At 61.4% G+C, this 15,033-nt stretch carries 15 protein-coding genes; 6 read left to right on the top strand and 9 right to left on the bottom strand.

All coding sequences use genetic code 11. The annotated features are described in order from the left end of the window. Positions 1-16: 16 nt before the first annotated feature. Positions 17-361: a hypothetical protein gene (locus tag B4393_RS24780; protein WP_023870424.1), complete on the bottom strand. Its 345-nt coding sequence runs from the start codon at positions 359-361 to the stop codon at positions 17-19. Between the two features lie 255 nt (positions 362-616). On the opposite strand from B4393_RS24780, the gene B4393_RS24775 reads away from it, so the two are divergent. Then, on the top strand, positions 617-1,417 hold the full coding sequence (locus B4393_RS24775; RefSeq protein WP_033720763.1) for an XRE family transcriptional regulator: 801 nt from the start codon (positions 617-619) through the stop codon (positions 1,415-1,417). A gap of 8 nt (positions 1,418-1,425) precedes the next feature. After that, positions 1,426-1,893, top strand: a complete 468-nt coding sequence (locus B4393_RS24770) for an NUDIX hydrolase (protein WP_023870426.1) — start codon at positions 1,426-1,428, stop codon at positions 1,891-1,893. Between the two features lie 20 nt (positions 1,894-1,913). Here the strand turns inward: B4393_RS24770 and B4393_RS24765 are convergent, their stop codons facing one another. Continuing rightward, positions 1,914-2,447: an HD domain-containing protein gene (locus B4393_RS24765; protein ID WP_031354460.1), complete on the bottom strand. Its 534-nt coding sequence runs from the start codon at positions 2,445-2,447 to the stop codon at positions 1,914-1,916. Positions 2,448-3,006: 559 nt separating this feature from the next. On the opposite strand from B4393_RS24765, the gene B4393_RS24760 reads away from it, so the two are divergent. Then, entirely contained in the window at positions 3,007-3,648 is a 642-nt protein-coding gene (locus B4393_RS24760; RefSeq protein ID WP_031354461.1) for an RNA polymerase sigma factor, read from the top strand. Next, positions 3,645-3,878 carry a zf-HC2 domain-containing protein gene (locus B4393_RS24755; protein WP_023870429.1) on the top strand — a complete coding sequence of 78 codons (234 nt, stop codon included), beginning with the start codon at positions 3,645-3,647 and terminating at the stop codon, positions 3,876-3,878. The genes B4393_RS24760 and B4393_RS24755 overlap by 4 nt, the downstream gene beginning before the upstream one ends. A gap of 822 nt (positions 3,879-4,700) precedes the next feature. Here B4393_RS24755 and B4393_RS24750 read toward each other — a convergent pair. The 3 genes from B4393_RS24750 to B4393_RS24740 all read right to left on the bottom strand — a co-directional run bounded on the left by B4393_RS24750 (position 4,701) and on the right by B4393_RS24740 (position 7,405). Then, positions 4,701-5,018: an OsmC family protein gene (locus tag B4393_RS24750; protein ID WP_236724510.1), complete on the bottom strand. Its 318-nt coding sequence runs from the start codon at positions 5,016-5,018 to the stop codon at positions 4,701-4,703. A gap of 159 nt (positions 5,019-5,177) precedes the next feature. Then, the gene (locus B4393_RS24745) at positions 5,178-6,410 is read right to left on the bottom strand and encodes an IS256 family transposase (protein ID WP_078336428.1); all 1,233 of its coding nucleotides are present in this window, start codon (positions 6,408-6,410) and stop codon (positions 5,178-5,180) included. Between the two features lie 107 nt (positions 6,411-6,517). Further along, positions 6,518-7,405 (bottom strand): alpha/beta fold hydrolase, encoded by an 888-nt coding sequence (locus B4393_RS24740; RefSeq protein ID WP_078336385.1) that lies wholly within the window; start codon positions 7,403-7,405, stop codon positions 6,518-6,520. Positions 7,406-7,722: 317 nt separating this feature from the next. Here B4393_RS24740 and B4393_RS24735 point away from each other — a divergent pair, with 317 nt between their 5' ends. Continuing rightward, entirely contained in the window at positions 7,723-8,469 is a 747-nt protein-coding gene (locus tag B4393_RS24735; protein ID WP_023870431.1) for an SDR family NAD(P)-dependent oxidoreductase, read from the top strand. Between the two features lie 103 nt (positions 8,470-8,572). Then, positions 8,573-9,415 (top strand): LLM class F420-dependent oxidoreductase, encoded by an 843-nt coding sequence (locus B4393_RS24730; protein ID WP_225341763.1) that lies wholly within the window; start codon positions 8,573-8,575, stop codon positions 9,413-9,415. A 1,475-nt stretch (positions 9,416-10,890) separates the two neighbouring features. On the opposite strand, the gene B4393_RS24725 is transcribed toward B4393_RS24730, so the two are convergent. From B4393_RS24725 to B4393_RS24710, 4 genes are all read right to left on the bottom strand, one after another. After that, a complete protein-coding gene (locus B4393_RS24725) occupies positions 10,891-11,679 on the bottom strand; it encodes an HAD-IIA family hydrolase (RefSeq protein WP_031354504.1) in 789 nt (262 codons plus the stop codon). A 313-nt stretch (positions 11,680-11,992) separates the two neighbouring features. Next, positions 11,993-12,340: an ArsR/SmtB family transcription factor gene (locus B4393_RS24720; RefSeq protein ID WP_196760141.1), complete on the bottom strand. Its 348-nt coding sequence runs from the start codon at positions 12,338-12,340 to the stop codon at positions 11,993-11,995. Between the two features lie 389 nt (positions 12,341-12,729). Further along, positions 12,730-13,854, bottom strand: coding sequence for an alkene reductase (locus B4393_RS24715; RefSeq protein ID WP_016343720.1), 1,125 nt, complete (start codon positions 13,852-13,854; stop codon positions 12,730-12,732). 61 nt (positions 13,855-13,915) lie between these two features. After that, a partial coding sequence (locus B4393_RS24710) for an aldehyde dehydrogenase family protein (protein ID WP_033720756.1) occupies positions 13,916-15,033 on the bottom strand: 1,118 nt, incomplete at its 5' end.

The raw sequence follows: 15,033 nt of genomic DNA, 5'->3' as shown, positions 1-15,033 counted from the left end.
CCAACCCGCTCAGCGGTTATTTCTGCGGACGGGCCTGCTCACTCGACCCAGCACCGTTCGGGGTGGTGGGGCTGATCGCGTCGGCTCGGAACGCCACACCACTGCGATCGCCTTGTGCCCATGGGATGGCCACCAACCCCGACACTGAGACTGGTTGCGTGACTGTCACTTTCGGGTCACCTGCGACGGTGACGTTGAGGACTTCACCGCCGGTGTCATCCAACGCCAGCACCTGGGTGGCAAACAGCGGCACCCCGGTGGCGGTGTCGACTTTCGGGCTGCCGGTCTCGAAGTTCAGCCTTGGCTCAGCCGCACGGGTGACGATGAACCGGGTTCCTGACGTATCGATTCTCAAACGCATTGTCCTACTGGTCCTTTCATGATCTGCTTGCACCCGTTTCGAATGCTGGGCACAGTTCACGTGGACACCGGGGACGTAGCGAGGGACATTTACAGGCATTGCCGACACGGCCTCGGACGTTTCAGACACGACCGAGACACACCAGCGGACGTCGCACGGGCATTACCGTCACGGAGTGGCGACGGACCCATGGCAAACTAGGAACCACGCGTAGAGGATGGACAGAATCGACACGGGAAGATGTGCGCTGACACGATGGACGATCACGACGATGCTGAGGCCGTGACGATCCCCAACGAGCGCCTCGCACAGCGGCTACGGGCCAAGGGCCTATCCCACGCACGGTTCGCCACTGCCGTGGGTGTGGATATCAAGACAGTGCGACGCTGGCTGGCCGACAGTGACTACAAGGTCCGAGAACACAACGCCCACCGGGCCGCCGATGTGCTCGACTGCACCCCGTACGACCTGTGGCCCAACCAATACCCGCCCTCCACTGCGCACCCACTGGCGACAACGTCATCGGGTGGGCCGTTCACCGCGACGCTGTATGCCAGCCGCACCCAGCTACCGATCACCGCATGGCAGCAGCATTTCGCCGACGCCACCACCAGCATCGACATCCTCGTCCTGGCCGCCACGTTCCTCTTCGACACCCTCGACGGATTCCTCGACACCCTCCTCGGCGCCGCCGCCCGCGGCGTTGCAGTGCGATTTCTCGTTGGTAACCCCGACACCGCCACCACGATCCTGCGCGGTCAAGACGAGGGGATCGGTGAAGCCGTCATCGCCCGATGCCGCACCTCCGTCGAACTGCTCACCCCCCACGCCGGCACCCCAGGACTGAACATCCGCACCCACGACACCACGCTCTACACGTCGATCTTCCGCGTCGACGATGCGATGATCGTCAACTTCCACATCTACGGCTCACCCGGACGCAACAACCCCGTCCTCGTGCTATCGCGCCACCACGAACCCCGCCTCTGGGCCACCCTCGAACAGGCCTTCACCCAGGTATGGGACAACGCCACACCCCTGACCGCGAAAGGCTGAACCCATCGATGCGCACCGACTACTACAACGACCCCAACGCCCCGCAGCCCAACAGTGTCGTCCCCTCGGCTTCGGCCATCGTCACTGACGAACAGGGACGCATCCTGCTCATCAAACGCCGCGACAACACCCTGTGGGCGCTACCCGGCGGTGGACACGACATCGGCGAAACCATCGCCGATACCGCGGTACGCGAGGTCAAAGAAGAAACCGGGCTTGACGTCGAAGTCACCGGACTGGTCGGTGTCTACACCAACCCGCAGCACGTGGTCGCGTTCTCCGATGGTGAAGTCCGCCAACAGTTCTCGCTGTCCTTCACCACCAAGGTGCTCGGCGGAACCCTGGCGATCGACGATGAAAGCACCGAAATCGCCTGGACCCATCCCGACGACATGACCGGCCTGGACATGCACCCATCGATGCGGCTGCGCATCGACCACTACCTGCAACACCGCGACGCTCCCTACCTCGGCTGATCCGCGAGCAGTAAGGGCGGCTACTTCCAGGCGCGTACCCGTCCTACTGTCGCCAGCAACTCGTCGCGACCTGCGTCGACCGCCCGGTGCACCGGATCCTCGGGCCCGTAGCGCGCTAACACGTCGCTCAGGCGATCCTGCGGAGGTATCGGTAACCCGTCAGGTCCGGTCGTGAGATCGCAAAAGGTCAACGCATCCAGAACATCGCTGGGTGGATCGCCGAACGCCGATAAACCCGACACGCCTCGCTCAGCAGCCTCCGCGAGCGCACCGGTGTGAAACGCCACCAACGACGCGACCAATTCCCCAAAACCCGCCCACCGGGCAAACTTCGCGCCGTCGAGAGGATGAAACTCGGTTTGGCGCACCGACGGTGCGTAGCCGATATCGTGCAGCCACGCCGCCGCCACCAAGCAGTCCGCTGTGTCCGCATCGAAACGTCGACTCAACCGCTCGGCAGCCGCCGCGACACCCCGCACATGCGCCAACCGCGGCAACCCAGCCAGCCGTGCCTCCGCCTCTCGCCGTGCACGCTGCGTCAGAACCCCGCTCACAACCGCCAGCCTACGAGTCCCACCGCCACTGTGCAGGCCCATAGCTGATGGCCGTTGCAGCATTCGTCTCCGAAGCCCGTAGAAATCCGGCGGCTACCTGCGGGCTTCGCTACGCTCGCTCTGCTCCCGTCCGCTGGCGCTCCCGTCCGCGCCGCTCCCTACGCTTCGCCCTCCGTCCGCCGCCAACACCAGCCCGCGCAGACATCCAGTGCCCGCATCTCAATGCCCACCACACCCTGGCAGCACGACCAGCCTCACTGTCCTCGCCCCCGCCGCATCGAGACGCCGCGCGCAGCAGGCGCGACCGATGCCCGCCTGACCGCCTTGACCTGCGGTGTGATAACTTTCCTTACTGCTATCAAGGACGAGACCACGCGGCGCATCGTCCGGCCGAACTGTACATGTATTTCACCAAATCGTTCGAGAGCGCAGGCCTGCCGAAATGTAGGCAATTCGGCTCGCACCCGATTGGGAATCCCGGTCAATAGAGGTATGACGGGTATGGCTGAGCCGTCGGTAGCGCCATCGCTATACCGGTAGGTACAGTCGCTGAGTGACCATGACCGCAGCCACGGTTTCGGAAGACGAGGGCGCTTTGGTCGCTGCACTTCGCGCCGGCGACCATCGAGCTTTTGCTCGGTTGGTCGATCGTCACACTCCGGCGATGCTGCGGGTGGCACGTGGCTACGTGCCGAGTGAGCAGCATGCCGAGGACGTCGTGCAGGAGACGTGGATCGCGCTCCTCAAGGGCTTGGACAGATTCGAGGGACGGTCGTCCCTACGTACTTGGCTTTTTACGGTTCTTGTCAATATCGCCAAGACTAGAGGGCTCAAGGAACGCAGGCACGTCGACACTCAGATCAAAGCGTTCACCGGCGGCACAGTTGACCCCGAGCGGTTCCGTGCTGCTGGCGACGAGCTACCCGGGCACTGGAAGGCGGAGGAGACACCGACTCCTTTCCCGGACACCCCTGAGGGCTCGGCTCTCAGCAGAGAACTCACCGACGTCGCCAAGCGCAATCTCGATACCTTGCCTGAGCGTCAGCGCATTGTCGTGACGATGCGCGACATGCTCGGTCTCGATTCCGATGAGGTCTGTGCACTACTCGAGATCAGCGCTGCGAACCAGCGGGTATTGCTTCATCGTGGCCGTGCGGTCATTCGAGAGGCTCTCGAAAATTACCTGAAAGATGCGTCGTGAACCCACTCGATTGCAACGAGCTCGTCGAAATTGTCACTGCCTATCTGGACGGCTCACTCGACCTCGAAACGCGGGCGCGCTTCGACGAGCACCTGCTCGAATGCGACGGATGCGATAACTACCTGCAGCAGTTTCGGGTCACTATCAGCACGGTCGGCCGGATCCGTGAAAGCGAGTTGGCACCGGAATTCCGCGCGCAACTACTTGAGGCTTTCAAGGATTGGCGGTGACGCCCTTTTACAACCACAGAGTGCCACCTGCGGGCCAAATGAAGCAGTCCCGGCGCCTGGCAAGCACGCGCGATCGTGCGGGGATGGCGCCACAGTTGTTGGTAGGCGCTATTTGACTCGGGCATCGGCTTGCGAAGGTCGCAGCGGGCTTCGTCCCGAGTAACTTGACCAAACCTATTCGTGCGCAACTATTTGCATGCTTACGCTCTTGGTCAGCGGCATTGGTGTATGGTGAGCCTCCCCGGTTTCAGTGGACACCCGAGATAGCGGGGCACGGGGTTCCGCTGGGAGGATGTGGGTATGTCCAGGACTCGTCGGTCGTTCACGGCGGAGTTCAAGGCTCAGGCCGCTCGGCGGGCGATTGATGGTGGCCCAGCCGGTCGCCGAGATCGGCCGGGAGCTCAATGTTCACGAGCACCTGTTACGTAAATGGGTGGCGGCCGAAAGGCTCCGGGACGGCGCTGCCACCGATGCGCACAGGGTTCCACCGGATGGTGGCTGACCGCGATCGAGCGTGCCGAGTTGGCACCCGGTTCCGTACGGGGATCGCCGAGAAGGAACGCGATATCGCGTTCGTGAGAAAAGTATCGGCGTACTTTGCGGCACAGCAACGCAGTCGTTTCGAGCTCATCGCCGCGGGGTTCGGGCTACCTGTGGGCGGTTCCGGCGCACCACGGTGCCCGGTCGGATGCGCATTCGCGCAAACTATCCTGTCACCACTTCTGTACCGGACATTAATCCGCACGACGCCAACGGGACGCAATGGGCTCATGCGATGAAGCGTTCGCGGCCCATGATCCGCGCTTCGGGCTCGTGGGTGACTCAGCGGTCGCCGATGATCGAGGATGCTGGTGAAAGCTGGGAATGATTACTGTCACGGAGTCGCCCGGTGGTGCGAATGTCCACTTCGGAGCGGAGAGTGCGGTGCACTGGACACCTGCTGGCGATCTCCATGAGCCTGTCGCGTTGGATGGCGCTCAGTGGTCCCTGCAACATAATGTGGCGTTCAATGCGATCGATGAACCCTTTCGTTTTGTCGAGCTCGGCACAGTCCTGCGCGTGGACACGGGAATGGCGGGCATCGACAACCACGCTTTCCAGTGGCCATCGTTTGCGTTCGGCGTACATCCTGATCGTCATCGACGTACAGGCTCCCAACGCGGCGAGCAATAGGTCGTACGGGGTGGGGCCCATGTCGTCGCTGATCGGACGAGGTTCATCCGCAACAAGGCGGTGCGAGCCGGGCTTGTCAAGATAACTGTGTAAGTAGTTGCGGCCGTTTCGGTTTGGTGGGTCTCTTTAGAGCGGGAGTCGGTCGGGGAATTGGATGGCGAAGGCGTTGAGCGCTTCGGTCCAGCGGTAGGTTCCTGATCCTGGGTTTGATCCTCGTTTCTGGTTGATGTTGCGGATGGCCAGATACAGCAGCTTGAGCGCTGCGGCATCGGAGGGGAACGAGCCGCGGGCTTTGGTGACTTTGCGCAGCTGGTAATTCAGCGACTCGATGGCGTTGGTGGTGTAGATGATCTTGCGGATCTCGACCGGGAACGCCAGGAACGGCACGAACTCGGTCCAGGCCCGGTCCCAGACCGCGACCGCCCCCGGGGATTTGGTCTTCCATTCGGCCCGGAAGTCCTCCAGGGCCAGTTTGGCGGCCTCTTCGGTGGCCGCGGTGTAGATCGGGCGCAGCGCAGCGGCCATCTTCTTACGGTCGGTGTAGGAGGCATAGCGCATGCTGGCCCGCAGCAGATGCACCACGCAGGTCTGGATGATGGCCGCCGGCCAGACCGCGGTGATCGATTCCGGGAGCCCGGTCAGCCCGTCACAACAGACGAACAACGCATCCCGGCAGCCCCGGTTACGCAGCTCGGTGAGCACTCCGTGCCAGAACTTGGCGCCCTCGGTCTGCTGGATCCAGACCCCCAGGACCTGCTTGATCCCATCGACGTCGACCCCGATCACCACGTGGGCGGCCTTGTTGGCCACCACGCCGCCGTCGCGGATCTTGAGCCGGATCGCGTCGATGTAGAGGATTGGATACACCGGATCGACCGGCCGGGACTGCCACGCGGCGATCTCATCGGCCACCACGTCGGTCACCCGCGAAATCGTGGCCGCCGAGACCGTGGCGCCGTAGACCTCGCCCAGGTGCTCGGTGATGTCGCGAGTGCTCATGCCACGGGCGTACAGCGACAAGATCATGTCTTCGACCTGGCCCAGGCGGCGTTTGCGTTTGGGCACGATCTGCGGGTCGAAAGTGCCGTTGCGGTCGCGTGGGACCTCCAGATCTACCGGGCCGGCGGTGGTCAGCACGGTCTTGCGGCCGTGGCCGTTACGGGAGTTGCCCGAGCCGTTGCCAGCCGGATCCCCGTGCTCGTAGCCGAGGTGATCGGCGATCTCGACATCGAGGGCACGTTCGAGCACGGACTTGGTGATCTGGGCCAACAAGCCATCAGGGCCGTCGATCGGGGTGCCAGAAGCCTCGGCATCGGCCAACAGCGCATCCACAGCAGCCGCCGGCAAGACCTGCGCCAGCTTCGCGGCAGCCTCATCGGCAGACGATTCAGAACGAGACAAAGCGATTCACTCCTGTCCGGTGGCCAGCATGCCTGACCACCATTCAGGCCCAACCACTTACACAGTCAATGAGACACGCCCTGCGAGCCGACCGTGATGTCCTGGGTGAGACTTCCCGCATCACCCCGCTCTGCGACCCGTACGACACCGTCGTCACTAGGCGGAGGGCCGCTGCGAGTCAGAGCTGTGCTCGCATGGTGCTTCAGGTAACGGCCAGCCCAGGCAGCTATCACAGTAGCGGCGTACTCGGCGTCGTCGCGGCAGCTGAGCAGATGATCAGCGCCGTCAAGTGCGACAAAGGATTTAGGGTGCCGCGCGATGTCGAAGATCTCTCGGGCATTGTCGACTGAGACCACCTGGTCGGTCGGCGAGTGCAACACTAGGAGTGCAGCGTCGGCCGCTCGGATACGTTCCCGCTGGGGCTGTGCTGCGATGTCGTCGAGGAACTGCCGCTGCAGACGGAACTCGCGACCGGCGATAGATATAGTCGCCTCACCTGCCGCGATGTCGTCGCGTGACTGGCGCAGCAGGCCCGCTACGTGACCGGGATCTGCCGGTGTACCAATAACGGCAATGGCATTGACATCATTGATTCGCGACGCCGCCGCAAGCACCGCAGCCCCACCGAGGGAGTGCCCAATCAGCATCGTTGGCGCACCGTGGCTCGCTCGCATGAAGTCGGCTGCACACACCAAGTCATCGACATTGGAACTGAATCCTGTCGCGGCGAAGTCGCCCTCGGAGTCCCCCAACCCCGTGAAGTCGAAGCGTAGGACGCCGATACCACTGCCGGTGAGGGCACGAGAGATTCGCGCCGCAGCCGAGTTGTCTTTTCCACAGGTAAAGCAGTGCGCGAATACCGCCCACGTCGTGGGCGGCTGTTCTGGAGTCTCCAGCCGCCCAGACAGCGAACCGCTACTGCCAGCGAACGTCACGCGTTCTGAATTGCTCATCGGGACGACCTCCTCATCGCTAGAACTGGCCGGATGTGTCAGTCCGCCCGCGGTGTCCAGTTCGCGGTGGGCGGGGTCGTAAGCCCGACGAACGCAATACTTGTCCTTCCACTCGGGATCGGCTTGCCAGCAGACCCTGCACACACGGGTGCTCCAGCGCGAGCATCGCCACGCTGAACCCTATAGCACTCTGCGGGACGGCCGAGACTTGTAACGCTTGACCGTCGTCCGCACACTCATTAGTCGCACGTGATAGTACGAAGAAAACCTTGGCCGCGGCACACAATCCGGTCGACCATAAGAAAGCAGGATGAACGATGGCTGTCCAACTGTCCGAGGCACGCGTTCTCATCACCGGCGGAACTAGCGGAATCGGGCGGGCTGTTGCCGTCTCTCTGGCTAGTCACGGTGCCGTAGTGGCAGTGTCAGGCCGGAACGCGGAGCGTGGGCAACAGGTAGTAGGAGAGATCGAGTCCACGGGCGGCAAGGCCGAGTTTCTCAGCAGTGACCTGCACGACGCCGAATCCGCGAGGCTGCTCGCTGCTGAGGCTGTTACACGGCTCGGCCATATCGACGTGCTGGTGAACAACGCCGGCGTCTATCCGTTCGGACCAACCGAATCGATGACCGAAGAAGATTTCACCGCGGTGTTCAATCTCAACGTTCGCGTTCCGTTCTTCTTGGTAGCCGAACTAGCCCCCAAGATGGCCGAACGCGGCAATGGCGTGATCGTCAATGTCACTACGATGGTCGCCGAGTACGGAAACGTCGGAACCAGTCTGTACGGCGCCAGCAAAGCTGCGGTCGTATCCCTCACCAAAACGTGGGCAGCCGAGTACGGACCGCGGGGCATACGGGTCAACGCGGTCAGTCCAGGACCGACATTCACCGAAGGCACCGCAGCTATGGGTGAGGGGCTTCGCAGGCTGGTTGGCCCTGCTCCCGCGGGCCGTCCCGCGCAGGCTGAAGAAATCGCCAACTCGATTGTGTTCTTGGCGAGCGACCAAGCCAGCTACATCCACGGGGTCACCCTCGCTGTAGATGGCGGCCGCACCGCCGTCTGAACACCGGCTAACCGCACAGTCCATGCTGCCATCAATTCCGATCACACGGGAGCCGAATGCAGCGTGCATCGATTAATAAGTGTCCTGCTCATCCCATTGAAATATGAGGTATATCAATATGTCTAGCCGTCGGAACCTGCCTATTCGCGTCGGTGTGCAGCTGTGGCCAGGAGACACCCCTGACTACCGCACCTGGCGCGACGCAGTGATCACCGCTGAACAACTCGGCGTAGACGCAATCTTCGGCTACGACCATTTCCATAAACCCGCAACCGCCCCGACCTCCGACGGGTTGCCCGAGCTCCTACCCGTGCAGCCCGACGTCAATAATTTCGAAGGCTGGACGTCGCTGGCCTCATGGGGCGAGATCACCTCACGCGCCGAGATCGGCTTGCTCGTAACTGGTGTCGGTTACCGCAATCCGGATCTTCTCGCTGACATGGCCCGCACAGTCGATCACATCAGCGATGGCCGCCTGATTCTGGGGATTGGATCCGGTTGGTATGAAAAGGATTACGTCGTTTACGGTTATGAGTACGGTACCGTCAAGTCACGGATGGACCTATTCGAGCGCAGCCTGAAACGCATAAGCGAGCGGCTCGACAAACTGATACCGGCTCCGACACGCAGCATCCCGATTCTCATCGGCGGCATGGGGGTGCGCCGCACGCTGCCTTTGGTGGCACGGTACGCCGACATCTGGCATACGTTCGCCAGCCCCGCCGAGTACCGGCGTAAGAATGCACTGCTTGGCGAGTTGGCACAGGTAGTAGGGCGCGATGAGTCGGCGATTGAACGCGCAGTGCACTGGACAGGCCGCGCCGACGCCGACGCATTTGCGAGTATGGGGGTAACGTTCTTTACCACTGAAATCCACCCGGATGCAGACGGATTCGACTTTCGCGAACTCAAAGATATGATCCACTGGCGCGATACATACAGCTAGACTGGGTCAGCTCACCGCGACCCTCGCGGGCCGCCCGTGTCCGCGCTACCCAGCGTGCCCTCATACGCGCTCAGGTCACGAGCAACCTGGGCGATCCGGCTTACCCGTTTCTTCGACGATCTGGACCGCACCCTCACGGAACTCCTAGTCGTACTTCTTCCGTTTCTCTGGCATCTCGACCCCTATTGTCGATGCCTCCACGCTCTCGGGGAACTTCACCGAGCTAGTCCGCCGGCAATCTGGGCATCTACCCGGTCACCCTTCTCAGTGGACCAAGCAAAACGACATCGAACACCAAGTGCGCCAAGGTGTCCCGACGAGGGAGCCCCCGCACCAAGTCGGTCCCTGATACGGCTGACCGGCATCTACACTTGCCCGGACCAGAGTGGCTCCAACGTCCACTGCGGTGCGGTCACAGTCGATTATCTGGTCAGCCCCTGCTACAGCATCTCGTTCCAAATAAGTTGCAGGTCAATGCTATATGTCCAACACCGCAGCATCGAAGGCTGTTGCACTGCTGCGCTGTCATCGACAGGGTCAGTCGCAGCATCGTCGGCTGACCGATAGCCTCGAAGGCGATTGCCACCTTGGTGGTCAAATCATTAGACATGGCCATCAGCGACGGCCGCCCAGCCTCAGGCATGTCCTTGCTGATCACGAAACACCCTCCACTTCACGGGTTTCGGATGAAAGATCCGGGTGGCTAGACTGGGTCTGTCGTTTGGATCGATTGGGATGACCTTGGCAGTCTCTTGGGCACGCTCAGCAGCCGAATGTGAATCCGCAGGGCACCATTGCCTTGACGGCTGGCTCAGCGAACGGAGTGCGAGGTTCAGAAGGAGCCGTCGTCTTGGTCGTCGTCTCGCCGAGTGTCATTCTGATGCTGGGCGATTCAGCTCCAGCATCGCTAGCAGAATCCTCAGCTGTCGCCGTTGCGGCGAATACTATCGCAGCGACGCACGCCGACCCGGCAAGTAGCAGCTGGGCGACTTTCGCTGGGCGCCGCGTCAGTTGCGGCCCTCGCAGATTAATTGCCGATCGGAGCGTCACTCCTACGATTCTAATCCAGATATCGCGATATCGCTATATCTAGGAAGGTGGTATTAGGGCGTCTTAGTCTCGATTTCCGTCCAAGGCGATGGTCGCCGGACTCCGGGTCGCAGTTGACGGGGTCAGGCTTGTGGGCGGGTCGCGGTTGCTGGTCTCGTGGCGCCGGGTGGGACGGGCTTCCCAGTGCCAGAGGGCCTTTCGGTTGATCGGTCATAGGCGGTCCAGTGTGGGCCGAAGGCGCCGCGGGGCGCTCTCAGCCGAACTGACGGTGGGCCAGCGGTTTGCTCATCGCTGACCAGGCCCGCTTGGATGGCGTGGCGGTGCGCGGGGTGGATGAGCACGTCTGGCGGCACGGGCCGTAAAGCCGCGTACACCGGTTACTGCCACACTCACAGCGCAGGCACCGTCGTACGGCTAGATGGCTATCAGTGCTGGTGCTCGTTGCGCGTTAGCCAAGCGGGCATGTCAACGATGGAGTCCAGAGTGGTTTCTGCGGGATGTGTCTGGGTAAGGTCGATTTGGTCGGCATACATGCCGGTGCGTACCTGGATTGTGTGTGCGCCTACCGCGTTTCCCATGGCAATATCGTTGGCGGGTTGGTCGCCGATCAGCCAGAGTGCGTTCGGCTTGACGGGCACGCTCGCTGCGGCGGATCGCAGAAATTCTGGTGATGGTTTGCCGAGGAGTTTGCTGGTGACGCCGGTGGCGTGCTCAAGCGCTGCCGTGATCGCACCGGTGTCGATATGGTTGCCGTCGGGGCGTTTTCGATACTTCCCTCTTTGGAGTGCTATAAGGGTCGCACCGCGCTCGAGAGCGCGAAACGCCAAGTCGAGTAGCTGATGCGTTAGCGTGTCGTGAGTGTTGCCGACGACGACATGGGTGATCGCACCGCCGGCGTGGCGGTAGGGGGCAAATGTCGGAAGCAAGGCGCTTGACACCACCGGCAATACGTTGATCCGGCCGCGCGTTGCTTCAAAGAGTTGCAGGGCAGCGGATACGGGGGTGAAAACTTCGCCGACACGAACGTCGAATCCGCGCTCGCGCAGTGTTTCTTGGAGGGTCTGTGGTGGCACAGTATCGGTGTTGGTGAGAAAACGGAGCGTGCAACCCATGTTTCGGAGTCTTGTCACAGCCTCAGGCGCGCCGGGAACGAGCTCGTCACCAACGTATAGCGTACCGTCCAGGTCGCTGAATACGACAGGCGTTGGCGTCATCGATACTCCGCGAAATGACTGACCTGCCGCATGTGCCGGATGTATCGAGAACGTTCGGGAAGAGCGATTGGGGCGGCGCCGATCTGTTTGTCAGAACTTGGTGACATAGTGGAGTTGCCTCTGTAACGGTATGGCGTTGACGTGGATGCCGGGCTGGGCTGCGCGAAGCAATATCAAGCCGTCTCAGTTAATGATGGTAGCCCCGCGTCCTTGCGTGTTCAGTTAAAAGTGAAATGACGGCTGTAGCTTTTACCGCAGGCTATTACCTGGCTGGCTCGTGCTCAGTTGGTCAGCGAAGGAGAGCGCGCAGCGGTTAAATCAGCGCATTCAAGGCTTCCAGCAGCGACTCAATATTCTTTTCGTGCCTTTTGTAGTACGTCCAGGGCCCGATACGTCGGGAGGTTACCAATTGCGCGCGTTGCAGAACTGCCATATATGACGACACTGTCGACTGTGATAAGCCGACATGCTTTTGAATGATACTCACGCACACGCCGACTTCTTGTGGATCGATATCCTGTTCGGGAAAATTTTTTCGCGGATCCTTGAGCCAACTGAGTATCGTTAATCGGGTAGGGTTATCGAGGGCTTTCAATGCCTCGTTGACATCAATACTTATTGAATTCTGGGAATTAGTACGTTCAGGTGAAGTGCTCAGCATTTTATGATCCCTTTCGTGGTCATGCTACGCGGGTGGGCCGCCGATCTGACGGATGTTGCACAGTAGTTAGTAAACGTGGGCCTACATCCAGTGGCGGCGTTGCTAGTTCGACACACCGGGAGCTGGAGAACGGACATGTTGCGGATCCTGTCGTGTATAGGGACTAGCGTACCTGCGAGTTTGTGCCGATGCGCTGGGTAGTTGGCCAGAACGCTGCGCGGCCCATCGGTGATCGTCGTCGGCGCATGTCGTACCTCGTTGGCGGCTTCGCGGTTGGGTCCGCATGAAACGTTTCTCGTAGGCGGTTCGGCTGGGCCGCGGAGCGTCCGAGGTGCGACTCGTCTTGCCGTGCAGCCTGATCGACTGCACGGCAAGACGTGGTTCGGTTACTAGCTACGGTAGGTGGGGTAATCGGTGTAGCCTTTCTCGGTGCCGCCGTACATGGTGCTCGGGTCCGGGGTGTTGAGCGGCCAGTCGTTGGCGATCCGTTCGGGCAGGTCTGGGTTGGCGATGAACGGTCGGCCGAAGGCGATCAAGTCGGCCCAGCCAGCCTCAATGGCACGGACTGCGCGTTCGGCGGTGTACTTGCCCGCCAGTAGGATGGTTCCGCTGAAGTTTTCGCGCACTGCGACACGGAAGCTTTCCGGCATTTCGGGAGCGTTGTCCCAGTCGGCCTCAGCCAACGACACATATGCGATGCCAACCTCTTCGAGGATCTTTACCGCCTCGATGTAGGTCTCATGGGGGTCATCTTCAACCAGGCCAAGGTAGACACGGTCTTCGCCAGTAGTGGTGAACAATGGCGAAAACCGCACACCCAGACGGTCTTTACCGACGACGCCGGCAACTGCCTCGACCACCTCGCGCAGGAACCGGAGGCGATTCTGCAGGGAACCGCCGTATTCGTCGTTGCGGTGGTTGGTATGGGTGGACATGAACTGGTTGACCAAGTACCCGTTGGCTGAGTGGATTTCCACCCCGTCGAATCCGGCGTCGAGAGCATTGCGCGCGGCGTCGGCGTAGAGCTGCACGACGTCTTTGACCTCGCCGGTCGTCAGAGCCCGCGGCGGCGACGGCGGCGCCAGCGCTCCGGCTCCCGGGCCCGTTTCCACGAAAACCTTCACGGCGTCCGCGGTGATGGCCGACGGGGCGACCGGTGCGCCGGCGTCGGGCTGCAACGAGGTGTGCGACACCCGTCCCACATGCCAGAGCTGGTTGAAGATCACCCCACCGGCGGTGTGAACCGCATCGGTGACTTTGCGCCAACCCGCAACCTGTTCAAGGTTGTGGATCCCGGGTGTCCAGGCGTAGCCCTGCCCGCGCGGTTCGATCTGCGTACCTTCGGTCACCATGAACCCGGCGCCACTGCGCTGCGTGTAGTAATCCGCCATGAGTTCGTTGGGTACGTTGCCGGGCTGCGAACTGCGCGAACGGGTCAACGGGGGAAGAACGATGCGATTCTTGACCTCATAGGGGCCGAGCTTGGTAGCGGTGAACAGCACTGAGTCTTTCATTTCTTTTCTTTCCGGTGTTGGTGTGATGGTTTAAATCTTGTGCAGCGATGGGATACGCGATTTAGAACAGTCCGCGCGGAGCTTCGTTCATGCTCACGTAGATGTTCTTCTTGTGGGTGTACGCGTCAAGCATGGATTTGTAGGCTTCGCGGCCCAGGCCGGATTTCTTGTAGCCCCCGAAAGGTGCATGCGCAGGGATCTCATGGGCGGTGTTCACCCACATCCGACCGGTCTCCACCGCGCGTGCCACGCGAAGTGCACGGTTGATGTCTTGGGTCCACACTGTGCCGGCGAGTCCGTATTCTGAGTCGTTGGCCAAGGCGATAACTTCATCCTCGTCCTTGAATGGGATAACAACGAGAACGGGGCCGAAGATCTCTTCCGATGCAACGCGCATATCGTTGCGCACATCGACCAATATTGTCGGCTCGACAAAGAATCCGGAATCGTAGTCCCCGCCAGTGAGCCGGCGACCACCCGTCAAAACCGTGGCACCTTCAGCACGACCGGTTTCTACATAGCCCAACACGCGCTCCAGCTGGGCTTTGCTGATCAACGAGCCCACCTGGGTGTCTGGTGAGAGGGGATCCCCCACGCGGGCCGTGGTGAACTTGGCTTTTAGTTCGTCGATAAAACGGTCGTAGATCGACTCGTGAATGAAGAGGCGAGCTCCGGATTCGCAGGCTTGGCCTTGATTCCATAGAATCGCCAGGGCTGCCCCCTCGACGGCCTTGTCCCAATTCGCGTCGGGGAAAACGATATTCGCCGATTTGCCGCCCAGCTCCAGCGTTGCTGGTACCAGTCTTTTGGCTGCGGCTTCGGCGACGGTGTAGCCGACTCGGGTGGAACCGGTGAATGCCAGCTTCTGTACCGTCGGGTGATCCAGCACGGCCTGGCCGGCAACCGGCCCTGTGCCGGTGACGATGTTGACGACACCGGGGGGAAGAACTTGCGCGAAAATCTTTGCCAGTTCGGAAATGCTGACCGGCGTCATCTCCGATGGCTTGATCACCACGGTGTTCCCTGTGGCGATTGCCGGGGCAATCTTCCAGGCTGCCATCAACAACGGAAAGTTCCAGGGGATCACCTGACCAACCACACCAAGCGGTTCGCTCAGCACGAGGCTGAGGGTCTGTTCATCAAGCACGGCCGCCTCGTCTGAGTGACTGCGAATCACTT

Source organism: Mycobacteroides franklinii, from assembly GCF_002013895.1.
GTDB classification, from domain to species: domain Bacteria; phylum Actinomycetota; class Actinomycetes; order Mycobacteriales; family Mycobacteriaceae; genus Mycobacterium; species Mycobacterium franklinii.
Note: the sequence above shows the minus strand (reverse complement) of the source record. Positions and strands in the feature narration are given on the sequence as shown.

Bases quoted from the DNA above. Each gene is read 5' to 3' on its own strand.
- B4393_RS24780 (WP_023870424.1), bottom strand. From the start codon at position 361: ATGCGTTTGAGAATCGATACGTCAGGAACCCGGTTCATCGTCACCCGT.
- B4393_RS24775 (WP_033720763.1), top strand. From the start codon at position 617: ATGGACGATCACGACGATGCTGAGGCCGTGACGATCCCCAACGAGCGC.
- B4393_RS24770 (WP_023870426.1), top strand. From the start codon at position 1,426: ATGCGCACCGACTACTACAACGACCCCAACGCCCCGCAGCCCAACAGT.
- B4393_RS24760 (WP_031354461.1), top strand. From the start codon at position 3,007: ATGACCGCAGCCACGGTTTCGGAAGACGAGGGCGCTTTGGTCGCTGCA.
- B4393_RS24750 (WP_236724510.1), bottom strand. From the start codon at position 5,018: ATGACGATCAGGATGTACGCCGAACGCAAACGATGGCCACTGGAAAGC.
- B4393_RS24740 (WP_078336385.1), bottom strand. From the start codon at position 7,405: ATGAGCAATTCAGAACGCGTGACGTTCGCTGGCAGTAGCGGTTCGCTG.
- B4393_RS24735 (WP_023870431.1), top strand. From the start codon at position 7,723: ATGGCTGTCCAACTGTCCGAGGCACGCGTTCTCATCACCGGCGGAACT.
- B4393_RS24730 (WP_225341763.1), top strand. From the start codon at position 8,573: ATGAGGTATATCAATATGTCTAGCCGTCGGAACCTGCCTATTCGCGTC.
- B4393_RS24725 (WP_031354504.1), bottom strand. From the start codon at position 11,679: ATGACGCCAACGCCTGTCGTATTCAGCGACCTGGACGGTACGCTATAC.
- B4393_RS24720 (WP_196760141.1), bottom strand. From the start codon at position 12,340: ATGCTGAGCACTTCACCTGAACGTACTAATTCCCAGAATTCAATAAGT.
- B4393_RS24715 (WP_016343720.1), bottom strand. From the start codon at position 13,854: ATGAAAGACTCAGTGCTGTTCACCGCTACCAAGCTCGGCCCCTATGAG.